The sequence below is a fragment of the Rhodopirellula sp. JB055 genome (assembly GCF_043100905.1).
Taxonomy (GTDB): domain Bacteria; phylum Planctomycetota; class Planctomycetia; order Pirellulales; family Pirellulaceae; genus Rhodopirellula.
This window is the reverse complement of the sequence record NZ_JBICHO010000388.1, coordinates 1-4,477: the sequence shown is the minus strand read 5'-3', so window position 1 is coordinate 4,477 and position 4,477 is coordinate 1. Positions and strand designations below refer to the sequence as shown.

The 4,477-nt window shown below is 55.6% G+C and carries 3 protein-coding genes; 1 reads left to right on the top strand and 2 read right to left on the bottom strand.

From position 1 onward, the window contains the following. The first annotated feature begins 218 nt into the window (after positions 1-218). The gene (locus tag ACF8AM_RS15385; protein WP_392556481.1) at positions 219-737 is read left to right on the top strand and encodes a hypothetical protein; all 519 of its coding nucleotides are present in this window, start codon (positions 219-221) and stop codon (positions 735-737) included. Here the strand turns inward: ACF8AM_RS15385 and ACF8AM_RS15380 are convergent. Beyond that, complete coding sequence (locus ACF8AM_RS15380; RefSeq protein ID WP_392556480.1) at positions 722-1,642, bottom strand: GGDEF domain-containing protein; 921 nt, start codon at positions 1,640-1,642, stop codon at positions 722-724. The two genes, ACF8AM_RS15385 and ACF8AM_RS15380, sit on opposite strands and share 16 nt — an antisense overlap. 116 nt (positions 1,643-1,758) lie before the next feature. Next, entirely contained in the window at positions 1,759-4,194 is a 2,436-nt protein-coding gene (locus ACF8AM_RS15375) for a serine/threonine-protein kinase (protein ID WP_392556479.1), read from the bottom strand. Positions 4,195-4,477 lie beyond the last annotated feature (283 nt).

Sequence of the window (4,477 nt, the reverse complement as noted above, 5' to 3'; positions counted from 1 at the left end):
CACGTCTTCTCGCAAGTTCGAGTAAACCAGAACGATCGCCAGGACGGCAAGGATGGTTCGCGAACTAGTTTGGACAAATTCTTCGCGGGAGGTGGGAGAACCCCAGCGTAAACCCAAAACATGGCGCCGGTCCAGTATTTTGTTTGCTCCAGCGTTTCCGTGCAGTATGAAAGATGTGATGGATACGTTCGGTAGTCAGTTGCGAATTCGGCCGCCGCATGCTGTCGTATCAAACGCCGCTATCTTTCTGGAGCTTGCAAGGCATCGCATTCGCTGTACCTATGAATCCCTATGAGCCATCCAACGATGTTTCGTCTGACGCTCCATCTGAAACATCCCCACGGCATCATCTATTTGCCGGGTGGTGGTTGATCGTCGCTGGTGTGATTCTCTTCTTCGTTGCGAATCGCTTGGTAGGAGCAGTCAGCATTTCGTCGGTTGTTTGGTCGCCAATCTGGCTTACCTTGCTAGGCGTGCTCGTGCTCTTCCAGTTTCATTTCGCAAGTGTGATCGCGAGACTGATTGGATCTTTTACGATCGTGGCTGTTGTGCTTGCGTTGGTGCTGTTTTTTGCTGGACTTGGCAGCGAAAATGACCCGGTGGAGGCAAACGCTTCTGTGGACGATCCGCCTGCATGGCAGGTCGCATTGGCACTGACTGTGCTTGCCGGAACATTCTTGCCGCCTTGGTGGGCGTTGCAAAAATTGGTGTCAGCAAAACGTCACCCGCAGACTTGATTTCGGCCCGCATTTTTTGCGTTGTAGAGGTGTTGGTCGGCATCTTGGAGCAACGCTTTGACGGTCGAAGGTTGGTTGGGATTCAAGACGGAAATACCGAAGCTGGCGGTGATTTCGAGCGGGCCAATGGAGGTTTGGAACGGTGTGTCGGCAATCGTAGCTCGGCAACGTTCCGCGATTTCCATCGCGTCTTGGCGTCCTGTCGCGGCGAGCAACAAGCAGAATTCTTCGCCGCCGTATCGTGCCAGAAGATCGTCGGCCCGGCAAAGTGCTTGGATGCGTTGTCCGAAGGTTCGTAGGACATCATCGCCGACCAAGTGACCGTGCGTGTCGTTGACGGATTTGAAGTGATCGATGTCCAACATGATGACTGCCATCTCAAGGTTGGCCCGCGTCGATCGCGAAAGTTCTCGATCGATGGCTTCCATCAAGAAACGTTTGTTCATCGCGCCGGTGAGTGCGTCTCGGGTCAACGCGTTGTAGACCGTTTCGTGATATTGCGTCTCGATGCTGTCGGCGGACAAAAAACGAAACAAGAAACTGCCAATTCGAACCGTGTCGCCACTTTCCAAGGTGTGGTCGGATTGGATGGTGCTTTCATTGACCATCGTACCGTTGGTGCTGCCGAGATCACGGATCAGGTAACCGTCTTGCTCGCGAATCAGTTTGGCGTGTTGACGAGATACACTGCCGTCAAAGAGCGGCAGATCGGAGTCAGGAGAACGACCGATTTGGAACTCATCCTGTTCCAAAAGCAGCATGCCTTCGACGACGTCCGGTGGATAGATCTGTACCAAGCAGCACTCGTTACTGATGTCGCTCGGCGGAATGGTCGGTTGTTGCCGGAGTGTTGCTTCGGAAGTATCGAGTGGGGCAGGAGTGGGATGCGACGCGATGGTGGTCATCGAGTTAATTCCATTTCGAGGTACATGAATCGGGCGTGCGACAACGGCGATGGATTCGATTGAACAGCTAACCATGGGACACGCTGTGCTCATCTGGAGGACAGCGTCTGACAATTTCATTCCGCCTCGTCGAAATCGGTGTCCACGGAGACGGTGTTGTTGATCGTGCCAATCGTTGTGGTCGTGGTGGTTGCTTTGCGAAGCTCGTCAAAATCCTGTTGCGTCTGTTGCAATCGTTGGGCTTGGCCGGGGGCCATTTCTGTCAGTCGCGAAGCCCGCTGTAGAATCTGAAGTGACGATTGGAGGTCGGCGATTGCTTCGGACTGTTTGCCTTGTTTTGCTCGGCAACTGCCTCGCTCGTGCAACGCGTGGGCGCAGGATTGCAAAAGATCGATGCGGTCCGGGGACGAATCGATCCACTGGTGAAGGTCTCGGATCAATTGCGACCATCCCGTTTCTGCTTTGGCATACGACTCGGCTTGCATCTGTTGACGGCAGAAATGCGTTTGGATGTTTTCTGACAGACGGCGATCTCCCACCGTGCCCCGATGGTTGGCGAGGTGCCGAGCGACGTCGATTGCGTGTTGGAAGCTGGAGGCATCCGCCAAGTCGCGAAGCTGGGAAGATTCTGCTTGGGTTTGAATTGCGAGTTCCAGTTGAGCGTATGTCGCAGCCACTTTTGCGGTGGTTAAATCCAGGTGCGAGTTCGGTTGATGTTTGGATGGGCGGGCGAATGCGTTCAGGTATTTGGTCAGCCATTGGCGGGCGGACAAAACGCGTTTGGCGGAAGGGCGTGTGGAGGAATCTTGGAGGAGCAACTGCCCGGTCAGGCAATGGATGCGCTCCAGTTCGAACAGCGATTCAAGGGAACTGCCTGGAATGCGAGTGGTTGTTGGAACGGTGGGCGATTGGTTCTCAAAAATGTGCCCTCGCAGCAGCGAGTCCGCGGCGGCGTATTCCTGTCGTGCTCGTTCCGTGTGGCCGGTGATTCGATAAAGGTCTGCCAAACGCAGTTGAGTTTTGACGCGTTGCAGCAACGCCAGTTGAGCCGTTTGCTGACGAGACTTGGGAAGATCGAATTCATCCAGTTCGTCGGAGGAGAGGAGTGCCGACGAGGCCTCAGGGTCTTGTTTGGCGATCCGGTCGTATTGGCGGATTGCTCGGTCGAGAAGATCCGTCCGGATCGCGCTCATCCCGGGATAGAACTGAAGGGATCCACTGAGTTCGTCCAGCCAGGTGTCGGTGGCGTCGAGGGCTTCTCCGAGATTCACAATCGCTTCGCGATGAGCGCGTTGGGCTTCGATGCGGGCCAAGCGTTCGGCGCGATGAGAACGATGAATGACGAGCCCAAAGAGGATCGCGGCGATCAACAATCCACTGGTCGTCAGAGCGGTCGCGGCGGCGATGCCTTGGTGATGCCGGCACCAACGCATGCCTTTTTCGATCATGTTTTCGCGATGAACCGAAACGGCATCGCCGGCGATGAAGCGACGTACGTCGTGGCCCAACTCCTCGGCGGTGGCGTATCGATCATGCTGCGAGGACGCCATCGCCTTGCGGACAATGGAAAGCAAGGGCTTGGAAACCAGCGGCTGAGACGTTCGCAAGTCAGGGCAGGAAGGTTTGCGAACTTGTTCGAGAATGCGTGTGACCGGTTGGCCTTGATAGGGATGATGGCCAGCAAGGATGGTGTAGAGAACCACGCCCAACGAATACAAATCCGAAGAAGGATTGATTCGATGGATCTCTCCGCGGGCTTGTTCCGGTGACATGTAGGCTGGCGTGCCCACCACCGTGCCGTTGGGTTCTGACGGCGATGTTGCGTTCGCTTGCTGAGCGGGCCGAGCCAATCCCCAGTCGAGCACCACGGTCTCGCCAAAGCCACTGATCATCACATTACAAGGTTTCAGATCGCGATGGATGATCCCTTGCTGATGGGCATAGGCGACCGCGTTGCAGATGTCGACGAAACGCTGCAGCAACGGTTCGAGTGATTCGCCAAATTGAAATGGCGTCTTCGCTTGGCGAACACGAGGGCTTTGATGGTGCTGTTGGATGAATTCACTGAACGTGACTCCATCGAGCAATTTCATGACATAGAACGTATCGTCTTCATCTCCCATTTCGTGGACAGGCACGATCCCTGGGTGCTGAAGTTGGCTGGTGACTTTCGCTTCGTGCAAGAACCGTTTTCGTTCCTGCGCTGTCACTTGGTCGCAGTCGCTGAAGCGTTTGATCGCGACTTCGCGTTCCAGATGTCGGTCGACCGCTTTTTCGACGATCCCCCAACCGCCGCGTCCCACTTCGGTCAGGCTTTCGTAACGTTTCGGGTTCGCATGGCAGGTTCCATCGGCCACCGTGTTTTTCGCGGGCGAGGGATCGCGAGCGAGGGACGACGTGCTGTCGCCGGATCGGTTTGCGGCTTGCTCGGATGGAGGTGTGGTCGGGCCACTCCGTCGATCTTCGCAAATGTTTGAGTGTCGAATCGGGGCGACCGCCGGGATTCCGAAGCGATTGGTCGGTTCGGAAGAGAGTGCGTTGGGGTCGGGCATGACGAAGGTGGTTTTGAGATCTCAGGGAGCCGTGTTGATCTCAATGGGTGACCAACCGATTCGTTGCGAAGCAAGTCGGCGGAAAGGCAAGTCGGTGGAAAGGATTGGATGCAGCCTTCCGATACGCTCTTTCATTCGCCTTGGTTACGCACGGGAGCCGCGAACGCGAAAATGGCTGTTCTGCAGACAAAACCTTGCCAATCTGCTTCGAGCAAATGTAGGTCGTGCGGTCTTGTCGCAGGCCGGTTGCATTGAAAGATCGCAATTTCAAAGGCGATTCCAG